The organism is Wukongibacter baidiensis, assembly GCF_050888315.1.
GTDB classification, from domain to species: Bacteria; Bacillota; Clostridia; order Peptostreptococcales; family Caminicellaceae; genus Wukongibacter; species Wukongibacter baidiensis.
The window spans coordinates 6,045,209-6,062,775 of the sequence record NZ_CP138202.1; the positions used below are offsets into that span (position 1 = coordinate 6,045,209).

The 17,567-nt window shown below is 32.7% G+C and carries 15 protein-coding genes and 1 riboswitch; of the genes, 11 read left to right on the forward strand and 4 right to left on the reverse strand.

Annotation, left to right across the window (positions count from 1 at the left end; genetic code table 11):
* Positions 1–217 precede the first annotated feature (217 nt).
* The 7 genes from rbsB to R9X47_RS27725 all read left to right on the forward strand — a co-directional run bounded on the left by rbsB (position 218) and on the right by R9X47_RS27725 (position 7,366).
* Positions 218–1,117: a ribose ABC transporter substrate-binding protein RbsB gene (gene rbsB / locus R9X47_RS27695; protein ID WP_432664290.1), complete on the forward strand. Its 900-nt coding sequence runs from the start codon at positions 218–220 to the stop codon at positions 1,115–1,117.
* Between the two features lie 197 nt (positions 1,118–1,314).
* Positions 1,315–3,126 carry a glycine betaine ABC transporter substrate-binding protein gene (locus R9X47_RS27700; protein WP_432664291.1) on the forward strand — a complete coding sequence of 604 codons (1,812 nt, stop codon included), beginning with the start codon at positions 1,315–1,317 and terminating at the stop codon, positions 3,124–3,126.
* 197 nt (positions 3,127–3,323) lie between these two features.
* Positions 3,324–4,259 (forward strand): hypothetical protein, encoded by a 936-nt coding sequence (locus R9X47_RS27705; protein ID WP_432664292.1) that lies wholly within the window; start codon positions 3,324–3,326, stop codon positions 4,257–4,259.
* A 14-nt stretch (positions 4,260–4,273) separates the two neighbouring features.
* Positions 4,274–5,242, forward strand: coding sequence for a DNA-3-methyladenine glycosylase family protein (locus R9X47_RS27710; RefSeq protein WP_432664293.1), 969 nt, complete (start codon positions 4,274–4,276; stop codon positions 5,240–5,242).
* Positions 5,235–5,708, forward strand: coding sequence for a methylated-DNA--[protein]-cysteine S-methyltransferase (locus R9X47_RS27715; protein WP_432664294.1), 474 nt, complete (start codon positions 5,235–5,237; stop codon positions 5,706–5,708). Before R9X47_RS27710 ends, R9X47_RS27715 begins: the two co-directional genes overlap by 8 nt.
* Before the next feature lie 90 nt (positions 5,709–5,798).
* A riboswitch (purine riboswitch) is annotated at positions 5,799–5,898 on the forward strand.
* A gap of 69 nt (positions 5,899–5,967) precedes the next feature.
* Complete coding sequence (gene add / locus R9X47_RS27720; RefSeq protein ID WP_432664295.1) at positions 5,968–6,960, forward strand: adenosine deaminase; 993 nt, start codon at positions 5,968–5,970, stop codon at positions 6,958–6,960.
* Between the two features lie 238 nt (positions 6,961–7,198).
* Entirely contained in the window at positions 7,199–7,366 is a 168-nt protein-coding gene (locus R9X47_RS27725) for a hypothetical protein (protein WP_432664296.1), read from the forward strand.
* A 139-nt stretch (positions 7,367–7,505) separates the two neighbouring features.
* Here R9X47_RS27725 and R9X47_RS27730 read toward each other — a convergent pair whose 3' ends face one another.
* On the reverse strand, positions 7,506–9,095 hold the full coding sequence (locus R9X47_RS27730; RefSeq protein WP_432664297.1) for a putative bifunctional diguanylate cyclase/phosphodiesterase: 1,590 nt from the start codon (positions 9,093–9,095) through the stop codon (positions 7,506–7,508).
* 267 nt (positions 9,096–9,362) lie between these two features.
* On the opposite strand from R9X47_RS27730, the gene R9X47_RS27735 reads away from it, so the two are divergent.
* A complete protein-coding gene (locus R9X47_RS27735) occupies positions 9,363–10,583 on the forward strand; it encodes a winged helix-turn-helix domain-containing protein (protein WP_432664298.1) in 1,221 nt (406 codons plus the stop codon).
* 353 nt (positions 10,584–10,936) lie between these two features.
* Here R9X47_RS27735 and R9X47_RS27740 read toward each other — a convergent pair whose 3' ends face one another.
* From R9X47_RS27740 to R9X47_RS27750, 3 genes are all read right to left on the reverse strand, one after another.
* Complete coding sequence (locus tag R9X47_RS27740; protein ID WP_432664299.1) at positions 10,937–11,308, reverse strand: VOC family protein; 372 nt, start codon at positions 11,306–11,308, stop codon at positions 10,937–10,939.
* A 94-nt stretch (positions 11,309–11,402) separates the two neighbouring features.
* Entirely contained in the window at positions 11,403–12,581 is a 1,179-nt protein-coding gene (locus R9X47_RS27745; protein WP_432664300.1) for a DEAD/DEAH box helicase, read from the reverse strand.
* A gap of 295 nt (positions 12,582–12,876) precedes the next feature.
* On the reverse strand, positions 12,877–13,359 hold the full coding sequence (locus tag R9X47_RS27750; protein WP_432664301.1) for a hypothetical protein: 483 nt from the start codon (positions 13,357–13,359) through the stop codon (positions 12,877–12,879).
* 217 nt (positions 13,360–13,576) lie between these two features.
* Here R9X47_RS27750 and R9X47_RS27755 point away from each other — a divergent pair, with 217 nt between their 5' ends.
* From R9X47_RS27755 to R9X47_RS27765, 3 genes are all read left to right on the forward strand, one after another.
* Positions 13,577–15,487, forward strand: coding sequence for an ABC-F family ATP-binding cassette domain-containing protein (locus R9X47_RS27755; RefSeq protein WP_432664302.1), 1,911 nt, complete (start codon positions 13,577–13,579; stop codon positions 15,485–15,487).
* 193 nt (positions 15,488–15,680) lie between these two features.
* Complete coding sequence (locus tag R9X47_RS27760; protein ID WP_432664303.1) at positions 15,681–16,691, forward strand: hypothetical protein; 1,011 nt, start codon at positions 15,681–15,683, stop codon at positions 16,689–16,691.
* A gap of 181 nt (positions 16,692–16,872) precedes the next feature.
* Positions 16,873–17,466, forward strand: a complete 594-nt coding sequence (locus R9X47_RS27765) for a DUF4230 domain-containing protein (RefSeq protein WP_432664304.1) — start codon at positions 16,873–16,875, stop codon at positions 17,464–17,466.
* Positions 17,467–17,567: the final 101 nt, after the last annotated feature.

The window sequence follows — 17,567 nt, forward strand, 5'->3', positions numbered from 1 at the left end:
CAGTCAAAACTTTAATTTAGACACATCAAAAATCCTTAAAATCATCGGATATTTTGATATGCATAAATTAAGATTTACTTGGAACTCTTTATAGGGATTTAAGTAAAGACTTTAATTTATAGATGTTCAAAACTCTCAAAAACTCTGAGTATTTTTGCACCTATAAATTAACTTTTACTATGTAAACCCTATATAGAAAATTATAAGGAGGATTATAATGAAAAAAGTTTTAATTTTATTAATGGTTGCAATGTTAGTTGTGGGGGCACTGGCAGGATGTGCAGCACCAAAGGAAGAGAAGGTAGAAACTACTAAGGTTGGTTTAGTTATTTCTACACTAAACAATCCGTTTTTCGTAACATTGAAAGAGGGAGCTGAGGTTAAGGCTAAAGAACTAGGATATGAGTTAATAGTTTTAGACTCTCAAAATGACCCTGGAAAAGAGTATTCAAACGTAGAAGATTTATTAACTAAGGATGTGTCTGTGATTTTAATTAATCCAGCGGATTCAGATGCAGTTGGAAATGCTGTAAAGGCAGCAAACAAGAAAAACATTCCTGTTGTTACTCTAGATAGAGGTGCTAACGCAGGTGAAGTTGTAGCTCATATTGCTTCAGATAATGTAGCTGGTGGAAAAATGGCTGGAGAATACGTTATCGAACAATTAGGTGGAAAAGGTAAAGTAGTAGAATTAGAAGGTATTGCAGGAACTTCTGCAGCAAGAGATAGAGGTAAAGGTTTCAACGAGGCTATTGGTGGTTCAGATATCGAAGTAGTTGCTAAGCAAACTGCAGACTTTGATAGAACGAAGGGATTATCAGTAATGGAAAACATCCTTCAAGCACAGCCAGAGATAAACGCAGTATTTGCTCACAATGATGAAATGGCTCTAGGTGCTCTTCAAGCAATAAAGGCATCAGGAAGAGATATTATAATCGTAGGATTTGATGCAACTGATGATGCAGTAAAGGCAGTTGAAGCTGGAGAAATGGCAGCAACTGTAGCACAACAACCTAGTGAAATAGGATCTATGGGTGTTGATATTGCTGACAAAGTTATTAAAGGAGAAAGTGTAGAAGACTTTATTCCTGTAGATTTAAAGTTAGTAACTAAATAATTTAGCTTAAAAAGAATCAGCTCACAATGCTGGTTCTTTTTTTGAGAGAGAAATCTGGAGAAACGAGACCCGTCAACAATAGTAGCCATTTGACTATTTGTTGACGGTTTTTTTGTTAAAATAGATTGATGTTAGAAAATTCAAATATTAAATTGGTATAGGGAAATAGAGTATAAAATAAGGAGGAATAGGTATAGATGTTTCAATTTATGAAAAGCTCAGACAAGCTTAAGCAATTGATTGAGAGACTATATGATAATGACCTGAATATCCCCAGAAGTGAAGGACTGAACAATGATGAAGCAAAGCTCTACAAATCAATTATAAATCTAAGACGATTAATTGCAAACTTTCTTGGGTCCCTTAAAACCACTGAAGATGTAAGTATCATGCTTGAAAAGGATATTGATACGTTCAATAATTCAATGGAAAATATCAATTCCGCTATTGACGACTTATCCCATGGGAACCTAAATATCACAGAACAAATTTCCAGTATATCAAGCAATGTATATGATAATAACGAACTAATCTATGAAATCAATTCTAATATCGACAATGTAAAAAATCAAAGTGAGGAATCTCTAGACTTATTAAAGAAGGGTAAATACGAAATTAAAATTCAAGAAGAAAAAATGAGTGAAACTGCTAATACCTATAAAAGAATTGAAGATGAGGTTGAAATCTTAGACCATTCATCGAACAAAATAATGTCAATAGTTGATGTAATTAATGGGATATCAGAACAAACAAATCTCTTAGCCTTAAATGCGAATATAGAGGCGGCTCGGGCTGGTGAAGCTGGGAGAGGATTTTCTGTGGTTGCTGATGAGATAAGAAAGCTTTCAATTAGTTCAAGAGAATCTACTTCTCAGATCATTGAACTAATTAATGATATTAACAATAAGATCAAAAGTATAAAGAAGGTAGTAGAATCAGGTCACGAGGCAATAAAAGATCAGAGTTCGTCAATAACTAGCATCGTAGGTGCCTTCGAAAACATAGACTCTTCTATAATGAATATATCAAGTAGTATAAATCATGTAGTAGAAAAGACTAATAGATTATCGGATATAAGTAAAGAAATAAATGAATCGGTAGATGGTATATCCGCTGTAACTGAAGAGACATATGCAATGTCTGAAGAGATAAATGCTAATATTTCTCAGCAATACAGCAATGTAGGGGCTATTAAGGACAGAGTCCATTTCTTATCAGATAACGTTGAAAAAATATCAAATGAACTACTCAGCCTAGATTTTATAAAAGTTGCCATTACTCCTTGGGATGAGCATAGGTTCCAGTTTGAAGTCTTCAAAAAGGTTGTAGAGAGGAAGTTGAATTTACCCGTTGAAGCGATAGTTGTTCCTAGTCTTGAACTATTTAAAAGTGTTAATGACTCTATTGCTGATGCGACACTTGCACCGTGGATGCCATATGCATGTAAGGAGTATTGGGAAAGGTACAATAGCAATTTAGAGGAGATTGGAGCTAATACCCATGGCTGCAGATCCGGTCTTGCCGTTCCTAAATATGTAGATATAGATAGTATAGAAGATATCTTGAACTATGGTAGTAAATTCGGTAACAAAATATATTCTTTGAGAAGAACTTGGAATATTGGGTCCTTGATGCAGGATGTAAAGGAGAAATACAATCTAGATAATATTGAAATAGTCTATATGGATGAGGCTGAGATGTTTAAGGTATTAGAAGAAAAATATAAAAAGAATGAATGGGTTGCTATAACAGGATGGACACCCCATTATGTATTTGGAGAATATGAGCTGAAATTCTTGAATGACCCTAAGAGTGTATTAGGTAAAGAAGAACACTTAACTACATATGTAAATAAGAACTTAAGAAATAAAAATCCAAAACTATATGAAATAATTAAAGGCTTTAAAATGGATATGGATTCGTTAAACACTGCTTTGAGCGAAATTAGACAGGGAGCAGAGTATGAAACCGTTGTTGAAAATTATATGAAGAAAAGTGGATTACTATAGCGAATTTTGAAAAGCTAAGTTTAAAAAGGAAAAGAGTTCCTTGAGGTGTTTAAATCTCAAGGGACTCTTTTTAAGGTCTGATGTTATAGAGAAGCAGTGTAAAAATCAAGAGGTTTGACAAGCTAAATAAATTAGTGATAGGCTAATTGTGTAATGATTAGTGGATGAGTGTATTAAATATTTAAGGAGAGAGAAGTATGAAACGAGAGATCGTTAACTGGTTGAATGATGGTCCTAGTTGGCTCCAATATGCGGTTCAGCTACAGCTTATTAACGGAAAACCAGATATTAATCTTGTAATGGATGGCGATAAAATTGTTAAAATAATAGATAGAATAAAGGACAAGCAAGTTGGAATTCCAGCATTAAAGACTGGAAAGGTCCTATATACTAAGACTGGAAATGCATACTGGGATTTATTTTTTCTTGCCGATATCGGACTTACCATTGATGAACTAAACTTAGAAAAGGAAATTGATCAGATTCTTGACCTTCAAAGACCTGATGGAACCTTTGTAACCCAAGAGAATATTAGACCCAATTATTTTTGCATTCCCACAATTCTCATGTCCTCTATAGTAAAAATGGGTTATAAAAATGATTCGAGGCTTGATAAATATATTGAAATTATTTTAGAGACTCAGCGCCTTGACGGAGGATGGCATTGTGCTAAAAGTCGCGCTAAGGGTCAAAAACTACAAGATACGGAATCCTGTCCAATGGATAATTTAAACATACTAATGTTGCTTAGCCAATATGAAGAGTATAGAAATGATAAAAGATTTGAAGGTGCCATTGACCTTCTACTTAACCATTGGTATAGGAAGGATGAGAATTGGCGTCCCTATGGATTCGGAGTGGGTAAAGACTTTAAGAAGCTAAAATATCCTGCTATAAAATACGGTATTCTAAGGGTTTTAGATGTGTTATCATTATTTCCCTATGCAATAAAGAGTAGGGGATTTAATGAAATGTTAGAGTTTGTACAGCAAAGGGCTGATAATGGAAAGTATTTTGCTGAGTCAGTTGTAAAGTCCTATGCGGAGTTTGATTTTGGACAAAAGAAAGAACCGAGCAGATGGATTACTTTCTTGGTTAATAGGATTGAAAAACGCATAAATGAGTGTAAGTAGAGAGGATTATAAAAGTGAAGAATATATTAACTGAAGATAAAGAATATAACGCGAGGATTACAACGCATACAGATATAGAGTGGATAGACAAAGAAGCCTATGTAGTAATAAGCCCGCCAAAGGAATTTGACTTTAAAGAATGTATGGTTTATTTAGGTCGATCAGATATTGAATGTTTACATAGGATCAAAGGTGAAGAGCTATATAAACTTATAAAGATAGACGATAAAATGATTTTGTTTAAGGTAACAAGTGATAATAGAGAAGTAAGGATATCATTTTTAAATGAAGTACCTGATGAAAGAATTAAAGCTCAGGTAGTTAGGTATGTATGGGACATGTTTGACCTAGGAACTGATTTACCAGAATTCTATAGAGCTATGAAGGGCGATAGTATACTAGAAAAGCTAACAGAAAAATACTATGGTCTTAGGGTAATAAAGATTAATGATTTATTCGAGGCTTTATGTTGGGCAATTATTGGACAGCAGATAAATCTAAAATTTGCCTATACATTAAAGAAGCGACTCGTTGAAGGATATGGAGAAGGAATCAAATATAAGGGCCAAGAATATTGGCTGTTTCCTGATCCGGAAGTAATAGCTGAATTAGATGTTGCTAACTTAAAGGAACTTCAATTTACAACACGAAAGGCTGAGTACATCATCTCATTGGCAAAACACATGATTAGTGGTGAGTTAGCAATTGAGAAGTTAAAGGCTCTAAATGGCTATGAAGCCATACATAAAAGACTTTTAGTCATGAGAGGTATCGGTAATTGGACGGCTGACTATGTTATTATGAAAAGCTTTAACTTAAACCAAGCATTTCCCATAAGCGACGTGGGCCTCCATAATGCCTTAAAGAATATACTCGAGTTAGATGCAAAGCCTTCAATTGAGGAGATTGAGAAAATGGCAGAAAGATGGAAGGGTTGGGAGTCTTACGCAACCTTCTACCTATGGAGGTCATTATATGATTAAAAGATATTATGCCTACTACGACTCTCCAATAGGTTTGTTAGAGATAATTAGTACGGAAGATAGCCTTGTATCAATTATGTTTGTAGATAAGAAAGAGACTACTACAAAAAAGCCTAAGGTCATAGAAGAGACTTGTAAACAGCTAGAAGAGTATTTTAATGGCAAGAGAAAGACTTTTGACTTGAAGCTGATGCTTCGAGGGACAGAATTTCAAAATAAGGTATGGCATGAACTGACAAAAATACCATGTGGCAAAGTAATAACCTATAAAGATATGAGTAAGAGAATCGGAAACGAGAAGGCAGTAAGGGCTGTAGGTAATGCTAATGGTAAAAATGTAATCAATATAGTTGTACCCTGCCATAGGTTGATAGGCAGTAATGGGAAGCTAACCGGCTATGGAGGAGGACTTTGGAGAAAGAAATGGCTTTTAGAGCATGAAGGTGCAGTTGTTTCAAAGAAATAAGATAAATATTTTATTGATAACTTTTCTTAATTATGCTATAATATTAAAAAATTAATAAGAATTTATAAAGTTTATTGAATAGCTCCATTGAGTTACTCAATATATAAACTTCGTATAACCCCAATAATATGGTTTGGGGGTTTCTACCAGGGACCAATAATTCCTGATTACGAAGAAAGTACATTAGGTGTATTTTCTTTGTAATCAGGAATTTTTTATTTTATGTGAAAAAGTCGTGATTAGAAGAAAGGGGAAAAAAATGGACTCAATGAATTTACCTAAAATCGAATTGCACTGCCACTTAGATGGAAGCGTTAGACCTGAAACTATAATTGATATTGCCAAAAGAGAAGGGGTAGATATTCCTAGTTATGATATCGAATTAATAAAGGACATGGTAATCGCTCCTTTGGACTGCGTTTCTTTAGATGACTATCTAAAAAGATTTAGTATTCCTGTAGCAATTATGCAATCAAAGGAGAGCCTGAGAAGGATTGCCTTCGAACTCTTTGAAGACGCTGCTAAGGAAAATGTAAAGTACATGGAAGTAAGATTTGCACCTTTGCTTCACACAGAAAAGGGATTAACTATTCAAGAAATAATTGAAAGTGTATTAGATGGGATTAAGGATGCAGAAAATAGGTTTGATATCAGAGGTAATCTCATACTATCATGCCTAAGAACCATGCCTGTTGAGGGTGTTTTCGAAGTTGTAGAATCTGGGAAAGAGTTTTTAGGTAGGGGAGTAGTAGCAATAGATTTATGTGCATCTGAAAATAGAGGATTTTGCCACAAATTTGTGGAACCGATTTCATTAGCTAAAGAATATGGATACAGAGTTACTATCCACGCCGGTGAAACTGGTGTAGGTGAAAATGTACTTGAAGCTGTTCAATTGTTAGGAGCTGAAAGAATAGGTCATGGTGTATATATAAAGGATTGCAAGGAAGCATATGATATTGTCAAGAGAAAAGGAATTTTCCTTGAGATGTGTCCAACAAGTAATGTTCAAACAAAAGCTGTTGCAACTTTTGATGAGCATCCAGCTTTTGATTTTTATAAGGATGGAATTAGGGTAACTATTAATACTGATAACAGGACTGTATCGGATACAGACTTAAGTAATGAGTACGGTATCATATTGAATGGATTTAATCTAACATGTGAAGATTACAAGGAAATCTATTATAGTAGTATTGAAGCATCCTTTGCTGATTCTGAAACTAAGAAAAAATTGAAGGAATGTATATAAGCACATATAATTAGCAAAAAGATTTGAATACGATGATTATTAGAAAGATCTATAATTAAATTTTTAAATGTTCTGGGGCTGAACTCATAAGATAGTTTTATGATATAGCCTCGTTTTTTTATGCATGTAAAAGAAAATATTAATATTTGAACAAGCTATTGCATATTATGAAATAGTAGTTAAAGACTTCATTAACGATGGAGAAGGATAACAATGATAAAAAAGGGAGGACAAAAAGATGGCAAAGAATTATAGGGGAAAGAATATAAGAAAACCAGGCTGGAGAGGAACATGTCAAACCTGTAAAAGAGAAGCTGTGAAGGTTCTATGGACTACTACTGACAAAGATGATAATGAATTAAAAATTTGCAAGATTTGCAATAGTAAAATTGAACCAACAGACTAGTAATAGCAATAGGCGTGAGATAAATTGAAACACAGTGGGGGGAAGAACTCTTAATTGTAGTCATATAGAAAAAATGATGTTGATAATAGCCATTTGAAACTAAAAGAGTTTCAAATGGCTTGCTTTTTATTATATTACATTATGAAGACTTAAAATCAACTTCTTTAATAATGTACGATTCTTCAAATAACACTGAAATATCCTTAGCAGGCAAAGGCTTACTATAGAAATAGCCTTGTCCTAAAAAGCATTTGTTTTTTAGTAGATAATTAACTTGTTCTTCACATTCAATGCCCTCTGCAATTACACAAAGTTTCAAGTTTCTACCCATATCTATAATTGTCTGAACAATAGCTGAAATTCTAGAATCATTAACTACTCCATTAGTAAATGATTGATCAATTTTCAAGGTGTCTATGGGTAAATATTGTAGTATACTTAATGAAGAGTAGCCAGTACCGAAATCATCTATAGAGACTTTAACACCAATTTCTTTTAATTCACTTAATACTCTTGTTGATTCTTCAATATTTTGCATTATGCTTTCAGTAATTTCTAAATCTAAAAATTTAGGATTCAGCTCAGATTCACTTAAAGCTTGTTTTACAGTTTTACAAAAATCAGGATGCTTTATTTGCTGTGGTGAAATATTTACTGCTACATTTATATGTGGAGAACCAGATTCTTGCCAAATCTTATTCTGCTTACATGCAGTTTTTAGAACCCACTTACCTATAGGAACAATTAGCCCGCTTTCTTCTGCGACGGGAATAAACTCTGATGGTGATATCAAACCTAAATCCGACTTATTCCAACGAAGCAAAGCTTCTACACCAACTATTTCACCTGTCTCAAGGTTATATTGAGGTTGATAATAAAGAACAAACTCATTGTTTTCTAGTGCCTTTCTCAAGCCATTTTCAATATGCATTTTTTTACACATACTCTTGCTTAGAGTAGAAGTATAAAATTCAAAGTTATTTCTTCCCTTTGCTTTTGCAGAATACATGGCTAAATCAGCACACTTAATTAAATCTTCGATTTTCTCTCCATCCGTAGGATAGCTGCTAATCCCTATACTTGGAGAGATAAAAACTTCATGGCTGCCTATACTAAAGGGTAGGGTAAATTTGTTAATTATATTATGGCATATGTCTGCAAGATTTTTTTGTGTGACATCTTGTAGAAGGATAATAAACTCATCTCCACCATGACGGCATATGATATCATTTGAGCCTATACAATTTATTAACCGTTTTGAAACATGCTGTAAAACAATATCGCCAAAATCATGTCCTAATGTATCATTAATTATTTTAAACCTATCTAAATCAATGAAGATTAGAGATACTGTATTAGAATTAAGATGAGCTAATTTAAGGCTTTTTTCAGCAAGTTGAAGGAAGCCCCGTCGATTCTTCAACCCTGTAAGTTGATCGATTATTGTTATAGAATGTAATTTGCTTGTTAAAGATTTTAATTCTTTATACCTTCGATATGAAAAAACTGCAAGTGTAATGACAATACTTATAAGTAAGAAAACTATCTCATCAACTTCATACTCTTCATACTTAGATGCTAAAAGAGACCATTTCTCATATAGATCGAAATGTACACTTATCATATAAGAGCCTACACAAAAGATAAAACCAATTACAAGGTCATAAAAATACTTATTTGTATATATAGTATCTAAATTTTCTTTTAAATGATTGAATAGTTTTTTCATTGGTAGTCACCTTATCTCTTATAATTTAATTAATCATAAAGTAAAGTTTTTGGGCAAAAAAATTACTTAATCTATTTTAACATAGATCATTATCGATATGTGTCGAATGATGTAGCGTTCCTAAAATAATAAAGTTTTTAGATTAAATTGACTTATATATATTAGGACATTTTCTAATTGACCACAGAACGTATGTTTGATAAACTCTATTTAAGATGATGGAGACCAGTTATTGGATATTAAAGAATAAATAGGAGGAAAGCTATAATGATGATAACAAAAGATCAAGCAAGGCTCTTTTTGCTTAAACATCAGGAACTTTTGAATCCCCGTAAGCTTTTAGGAAAACAAGGAATACTTGAATACATAAAAAAGGTGGGGTGTATCCAATTTGATCCATTAAACATGGTTGGGTATAATCCATATCTAGTTCTTCAATCAAGGGTGAAAAATTTCAAATCAGAATCTCTTACAGAACTATTGTATTCTGATAGAAAATTACTAGATGGATGGGATAAAAACATGTCTATCTATTCTATAGATGATTGGCCATATTTTTCTAGATTTCGCGAAAGATCATGCAAAAGATATGGAGATGAATCAAAGCCAATTAATCAGATATTGTCACAGGTAAGGAAGGAGCTTAGAGAAAGAGGGCCGTTATCATCTATTGATTTAAAGTTTGACACAAAGGTTGATTGGGCTTGGGCACCAACAAGGGCATCACGAGCAGCCCTTGAAAGCATGTACTATTGGGGCGAGTTAATTATCCATAGTAAAGTTGGAACACGGAAGATATATGATTTTACAGAGAAATATCTTCAGGAAGAATTGTTTTCTATGCCTGACCCTAATGTAACTATGGAAGAATACTTTGAGTGGAACATGAAAAGGCGTATTGGAGCTGTTGGGTTACTGTGGGGACGTGCTAGCGATGCATTCCTTGGTATTAGGGATATGAAGAGCAAGGAAAGAGCAGAGGCTATCATGGTGCTTGAAAAAAGAGGTGAACTGCTACAGGTTGAGGTAGAGGATATCAAATATCCCATCTATATTAGAAGTGAGGAGTCAGCACTACTAGATCAAGTAATAGAGGGTATTGACTTTGAGCCTGAAGCATCATTTATTGCTCCGTTAGATAATTTGTTATGGGACCGGAAGCTAATTAAAGAAATTTTTGATTTTGAATATATATGGGAAGTATATAAGCCTATTGATAAGCGTGAATTTGGATACTATGTATTGCCTGTTTTATATGGAGATAGATTTGTCGCACGATTTGAGCCTAGATTTAATAGAAAAACTGGAAAGCTAGAGTTGATTAACTGGTGGTGGGAGTCGGATGTTGTAGTTACAGCTCAGATGAAAAAAGCTTTAAATAAATGTTTTGAACATTTTATGAACTATTTAGGTACTAGTGAGTTTGTTATAGATAGTGACAGTAAAACTACAAAAGACTTAAGATTGATAGAGGAAATAATTAATTGAAAAGCATCTAAATAGTAACATAATCTAACCTCCTGGAATACTATACTACTGAAAAAAGACAAACTATAGAAGGAGAAGGAGGTGAGATATATGTTTGGTTGCTTATTCCCATTTGGAGGATTGCTTCCGTTACTTTTTTTATTAGATGGAGGTCGTGGTTGTCGTAGAAGATGTTATCCTAGAAGACGCTGTTATTGGTAATAGAAAAGGTTAAAGAAGTGGTTTTTGCTCCGAAAATTGTAAATGATTATTTTATAAACTAAATTCTCTTTTTCTTTCATTTGAAGCTGTTACAGTTTCAAATGTTTTTTTGTACAATAAAAACCACCAGAAGGTGGTTTTAAATTATATAACTATCCAATTCTCTCAACAAATTCAAATTTTTCATTATTAGGGCCTCTAAAGAACAAGATTCTCGCTTTTCCAACAATCCTTGGATCTCTTAAAATTTCTATATTGTTCTCATTAAGCTTTTCAATAAGAGAATCAAGATCAGGGACTTTAAACGCTAAGTGATCTATTGGAGAAGGATTTTCGCTTTTAGTTTTTTCAATATTTTTTTTATATATAAGCTCAATATATGTACCGCCACCATCTAAGAAAACTAATGTCATTTCAGGATAATCATATTCCTTTACTATCTTACATTCAAGTATCTCTGTATAAAATTTCTTAGATTCTTCTAAATCCGTTACAGGGATTCCTATATGACCAAATTTAAACATGTTATATACCTCCTTAGATTTTACTATAAACAACATAAACGGTTGTTTGTCTCTAACATTATACAATCTTCAACTAAGAAAGTAAAATAAGCATTTAGTTCTTTTTATTCTTCTTAGGATAAGCTTTCTTAACCTTACCTAGATCTAAGATAGATCCTTTATATATTTCCTTTGGCCAAATTTTTATATTGAAATGTTTTGCAAACCTTCTAATTGAAGGGATTTCTTTTTCTGTAACTATAGAAATGGCAGTGCCTGATTTTCCAGCTCTTCCAGTTCTACCGACTCTATGTAGGTACTCCTTTGAATCCTTTGGTAGATCTAAATTAATTATATGAGTTACATCCTTTACATCAAGTCCTCTTGCCGCTATATCAGATGCAATCAGAAGCTTGTATTTTCCGGTTCTAAACCCGTTTAAAGCTTTCTTTCGCTCTTCCTTAGAAGCATTACCATATATTCCGAATGCATTAATATGATGAAATTGAAGCTTTGCTGTAAGCTCTTGAATTTGAGAGTCCTTATTGATAAATACTATGGCTTTCTTAGGTTTTATTGAGGCTACTAGCTTTCTTAAGATCTTAATTTTATCTCGTCTCTCAGCAACAAAGTACATATGGTTTATATTTGGGTTAACTTTCTTTTCTTCGATCTTTATAATTTCTGGATCCTTCATCAAATCCTTTGCAATATTAATAGTAGGATCATTAATTGTAGCTGAAAAAACCATTAATTGTCGATCCTTTAAAGTAGTCTTAATAACATCCTGTACTCCTAATAGATTGTTTTTGTCAAGTAATCTATCGCCTTCATCTATAATAATGGTTTTAACAGTATGGGCTTTTATCTTTTTCTTCTTTATAAGTTCCAATATTCTTCCTGTAGAGCCTACAATTATATGGGGTTTTGTCTTTAGCTTTTCAATTTGTCTGTTTATATTAGCCTTGCCAATTATAGGTGTAGACGTAACAGGGATTTCTGAGTTTTGCGATAAAAGCTTAATTTGTTTATCTATTTGCAAGACTAGTTCATGGGTAGGTGCAAGTATGATAGCTTGCATTTCCTTAATAGAGCTATCTATCTTTTCATATAAAGGTAGTAAATAAGCCAGTGTTTTTCCACTTCCTGTTATAGACTGTCCGATTATATCCTTATTTTCTAGTGCTAAAGGTATCGCTTTGGATTGAATATCTGTTGGTTTAGTTATACCTTGTTTTTTCAAGCCTTCTATTAGATTTGGGTTTAAATTTAACTTATCAAATGAAGTTGTCATATGTATCTCCTTTATATTTTAATAGGTTTATGAGCAATTTTTAAAGCGAAAAACTTCTCTAATTCTATACCTAGAGCTTAGATTTGTCAATAATATAGAAGAATTTATATTTAGTATACCCTAATATAGAGAGTTCCAAGTAAATCTTAAATTATACATATCAAAATATCCGATGCTTATATGAAATTGTGAATCAAAAAAACAATCAAAGCATCTTCCTAGTAAGGAATACTCTGATTGTCTTTTGGTTTTAAATCACTAATTTACTTCATATATGTTTAGAAGTATTTGCTTATTACTTTTGACTGTCTGCAGTACCCATTTCAATTGGATCAATTTGAATAACTTGATCCTTTTCAACTGAGCTTAATACCTTTGCAGTAATTGTTGTCATCTCACCAGTTTTGCCCTCTTTTAAATCTTCATGGTCATAAAAGATGCTTATTAAATAATCCTTTGGAAAGCCTATTGTTTCATCGTTTTCTAATTCAGTGTCTTTATCAATGATAATATCTACTAAACCATTGGTTCCAAAGATACCTTCTGCTTTAACTATGCGAACTTCTTTCCCGTCCTCACCTTTTTTAATTTCAGAAGAAATAATTTTACCTATAAATAGTTCTCCCTCATTAACATCTTCTACAACTTGACCTGAATCAGCTAACATTGTAGTTTCTTGAACACTAGATTTTTTGATTTCCTCAGCACCTGAAGTTGCACACCCAATCATACTTATTGCCATTCCACCGATCAATAATGTTGCAATTAATTTTTTCATTTATAATTACCTCCTAAGTCAAAATAAATTTTTATTATGTTCCATTTTATTGGTTACACTTTTTTAGACGACGGTGTAAAAATTTTAGTTCCATTTTTTGATTATTTTTTTTTAGAAAACTACTATTAATTTTTTCTTTCATTATAATGTGATAAAATATATAGCATAGCTAATTTTGTAATCAGGTTTAAATAATTTTGTAAAAAGGATGATAGGAATGAACATTGTATCAATTGAGAATGTATCTAAACACTATGGAGATAAAGCACTTTTTGATGAAGTTTCCTTTAATATAAATGATATTGATAAGATGGGGCTAATAGGAATAAACGGAACAGGGAAATCGACTCTTTTGAAAATTATAGCTGGGGTTGAGACTCCTGACTCTGGAAGTATAACTATACCAAGGGGAATGAGGATAGAGTACCTTCCTCAAAATCCTGAGTTTGATCCAGATGTAACTGTTTTAGAACAGGTATTTAAAGGTGATTCACCATCTATGAAGGTTATAAGAGAATATGAGAAGACAGTTGAAGATATCTCTAGAGGATCAGATGATTCTGCATTGCAAGAGAAACTAATAAAGCTTTCTCAGGATATGGACTCTCAAAACGCTTGGGAACTTGAAAGTCAAGTAAAAATGGTTCTTACAAAGCTTGGAATATCAAATTTTGATTCAAAGATTGGCACTCTGTCAGGTGGGCAGAGAAAAAGAGTCGCCCTTGCTGGCGCTTTAATAACCCCATGCGACCTGCTAATTCTTGATGAGCCTACAAACCATATGGATAATTCTACGATAGAATGGTTGGAGGAATATCTTAAAAATAGAAAGGGAGCTCTCCTATTAATAACCCATGATAGATACTTTTTAGATAGAGTTGTTAATAGAACAATAGAGCTTGATAAGGGCAGATTATACACGTATACTGGTAATTACTCTGAGTTTTTAGAGAAGAAGATGGAGAGAAAAAATTTAGAAACCGCAATGGAAAAAAAGCGCCAAAACCTTTATAGGAAAGAGCTCGAGTGGATAAGAACTGGTGCAAAGGCAAGAACTACAAAACAGAAGGCCAGAATTCAAAGGTTTGAAGAAATTAAAGAGTCTAAGATTGATATAGATGATTCAAATGTAGAAATATCAGTGGGACATTCAAGACTTGGTAAGAAGATAATTGAAATTAAGGATATATCTAAAAGTTTTGGTGAAAACCACTTGATAAAAAACTTCAATTATACCTTGCTAAGAGATGATCGTATAGGAATAATTGGAGACAATGGAATTGGGAAATCGACATTATTAAATGTGATAACTGGAAAGCTGAAAATAGATAGTGGAAGTATTGATGTAGGTACTACAGTAAAAATAGGTTATTTCTCTCAGGAGTCTGAAGGTATGGATGAAAGCTTAAGGGCCATAGAGTATATTAGAGAGGGAGCTGAGTATATTACTACATCCGATGGGAGTAAGATAAGTGCATCTCAGATGATGGAAAGATTCCTCTTTAACCAGGATATGCAGTGGGTTTATATATCAAGGTTATCGGGGGGTGAGAAAAGGAGATTACATCTTTTGAGGGTACTTATGGAGGCTCCAAATGTACTTATACTAGATGAGCCGACGAACGATCTCGATATAGATACCTTGAAGGTCCTTGAAAGCTATATAGATGAGTTTAAAGGAGCTGTAATAACTGTATCACATGATAGATATTTCTTAGATCGAATATGTACTAGGATATTCTCCTTTGAAGGTAATGGAAAAATTGTAGAGCATACTGGAAATTACTCCGACTTTGTAGTATATAAGAAGAAATATATGAGGAATGAAGTGGAGGAGCAAAAATCAGAAAAGAAGAAAGATACAGGGGCTAAGAGAAAGAAAGAGCCTCAATTAAAGTTTTCCTATAAGGAAAAGCTTGAATACGAAACTATAGAGGCTGATATAGAGGCTCTAGAAAACAAAATATCTGAACTTGAAAATGAAATTGCCATAAATTCAAGTAACTTCTTAACTCTTCAAGAACTTACAGAGGAAAAGGAAAAGATAGAAGAGAAACTTACCCTTAAGATGGAGCGTTGGGAGTATTTAAGTGAACTAGCTGAAAAAATAGAAAGTTCAAAGATATAGGTGTTTCCAATTTAAGTAAAATCACAAATATACGCTAATGTTATCATATAAATAATGGACAAGTACGTTGGAAATACAAGTTTATAGCTAAGTTATTAATATTTTATGAATAATGGAGACCATACATTGTAGTTTTCATTTAACAGTGTTATACTGTTATAGATTTAAAAAAATACAGCAGGGGGAAAAGAACGTGAAAAAAATATTATCTTTATTATTAGTTTTTGTTGTAGCAATGTCTCTTTTTACTGGATGTAAAAAGGAAACACCGAAGGAAGCCCTTAAAAAAGGTTTTGAGAATTCATTAAATCTCAAAACAGCTAAGTCAAATTTTGATATGACAGTTAATTTTGAACTTGATGAAGCAGAGGCTTCTAACGAAGCATTTTTACTACAGATGATAAATGGTTCTAAGATAAGTGGTGAATTTACAAGTGATGTAGAAAAAATAGCATCTTCAGGTGAATTAGTTTTAGACATGAATGGAATGGCATATAAGGCTGATTTCTATTCAACACCTGAAAAGCTTGCATTCAAAATGCCTATGATTAACAAATATATAGTTATGGATCAAACGGCATTAAACAATGATCCTGCTAAGCAAAAAGAGGAAATGAAAAAGCTTAATACTGAGGTTATGGATGTACTTTTAAAGAACATAAAAGACGAGAGTATAAAGGTACTTGAAAAAGAAAAGATTTCTACACCAGAAGGAGATGTGGAGATAACTGGATACGAAATAGCCTTCAACAATGATGAAGCAATGAAGATTGCAGAAGAACTATTTTCTTTCATTTTCAAAAACGAAACGTTTAAAAACAGTATGAAAACTAATTTAAAAAACCAAGCAAAGCTTGAAGGCAAAGAAGAGTTAAGCGATGAAGAGATTGAAGCTAAGCTAGAAGAAGCTCAAAAAGAGATGGACGAAGCTATAGTAAAAATGAAGGAAAATTTAGCATTTGATAGCTTAGTAGTGACATATGGATTAGATAAGAACTACAATATTGTAAGCTCTAAAGCAAATGTAGCAGTTACTGCAAAGATTAGTGAAACTGAAGAAAAGACTATATCTTTTAGCTTTGACATTAATAGCAAGGTTTGGGATATAAATAAGCCAGTTACAATAGAAATGCCAGAATTAAACGAGGAAAATTCAGTTAAGTTTGAAGACTTAGCTAATGAATTTCCACTTGGAATGCAGTAATAGAAGTAATAACTGAATAAGCTATGATTTTTTAGGAGAATCCTTAATTAAAAGGGTTCTCCTTATTTATTAGTCATATTAATCAAAAAAGAATTAGAAATCGACAAAAATCAACACAACATCCTCTATTAAATATGTATAATTAAGAAAAACATTAATAAGATTTTATTGAGGTGATAATTTGAAGACCATAAAGACAGTACTAATTACAATTTTAATAATGGGTGTTATTATTATAGGTGTAGTGAGTTATAAAAATTTTAGTATTGAACATCAAGAAAAAATAGGGACCTCTACAATTGAAGAAAAAATTGCTGGGATTTCTGAGTTGGCAGTTGTCAAATATAATTATAAGGATATAGCAACATTTAAAGATGCAAAGAAAGTAAATGGATTGAACGTGCCTTTTGGTGAAAAATCTTTTATTATAGTGTTTTCAGGTTATGTAAAAGCTGGGGTAGACTTAAATAACATCGACATTGAAATAGATGAAGAGAATAATAAAAATGTAATTGTAAGAATTGATAATGCGAAGATAATTGATAATGTTATTAATGAAGAGGATGCTAAGGTATATGATGAGAAATCAAATGTATTTAATAGCCTGAGCTTAGAGGATCTATTAAAGGTACTCGCGCAAAAGAAGGTCGATGTAGAAGAAGAGTTACAGGAGAATGGATTTATGGAAGAAGCAAATAAACGCTGTGAAAGGCTTATAGAAGGATTGTTAATTGGTATGGGATTTGAAGAAGTGAAGGTAGAGTTTAGAAATTAATCAACAGAGTTTAAGATTAGGATTCCTCATCGGTCAGGTGAGGTTACAGAGCCTTACACCTGTATTAAAGGTGCGAAACTAACTGCAAATATATTTTGAAA